Source organism: Pseudoalteromonas sp. SG43-7, from assembly GCF_014164295.1.
GTDB classification, from domain to species: domain Bacteria; phylum Pseudomonadota; class Gammaproteobacteria; order Enterobacterales; family Alteromonadaceae; genus Pseudoalteromonas; species Pseudoalteromonas rhizosphaerae.
In genome coordinates, this window is the sequence record NZ_JACJEY010000163.1 from 1 (window position 1) to 707 (window position 707).

Sequence of the window (707 nt, forward strand, 5' to 3'; positions counted from 1 at the left end):
GATTAACACCGTATTTGCTTGGTAACAATAGCGTTTTGGACCCACCTGACCCCATGCCGAACTCAGTAGTGAAACGAAACAGCGCCGATGATAGTGTAGCATTTGCTATGTGAAAGTAGGACATTACCAGGCTCCAAATTGAGAAAGCCGCTTCAGAAATGAAGCGGCTTTTTTACGTCTGTATGATCCAAGTTAAGAAAACTAGATAATAAAATTCGCGAAAAATATGGGATAAGCGGGGATGACTTGGGATTTAGTGGGATAGCATTTTAAACAGTCTTTAAAATAATGAAAGTCCAAAATGCTTGTCAGATTGGTTAACTTGTGACATTAACAACAATAACTATAAAAATAATTACTGCCATAACGTAAGACAGAATACGGAAGTTTTCTTGGTCTTTTTCATCTTGTTCTATAACTTCTTTACTTACTGCTTCAATCTTATCACACGATGCATTTATAGCATCGAGCTTCTTTTCTACAACTGCATTTACAGTTTCATTATAAATGGCTTCAAAGTTCGCTAAATCGTCTTCACTCATAGTCGACTTTATTTGCTCTAACTGCTGCTTGTGGTCAGCTATTAATACCAATCTGCCAAATTATGTGATCTAATTAGCACACTGATACTTATCTACTTTTACTAAATTGAACTTAGAAAAATCCAAGCAACTTTTAGCTTTATCACGTAAAGAGCCTAATGCGAG

General features: G+C 36.1%; 1 protein-coding gene and 1 rRNA gene. One reads left to right on the forward strand and one right to left on the reverse strand.

Translation table 11 applies throughout. The features are described from left to right. Positions 1-17: 17 nt before the first annotated feature. Positions 18-132, forward strand: a 5S ribosomal RNA gene (gene rrf / locus H5200_RS23295). A gap of 185 nt (positions 133-317) precedes the next feature. Here rrf and H5200_RS23300 read toward each other — a convergent pair. Beyond that, positions 318-542: a hypothetical protein gene (locus H5200_RS23300; RefSeq protein WP_182762863.1), complete on the reverse strand. Its 225-nt coding sequence runs from the start codon at positions 540-542 to the stop codon at positions 318-320. Between the last annotated feature and the right edge of the window lie 165 nt (positions 543-707).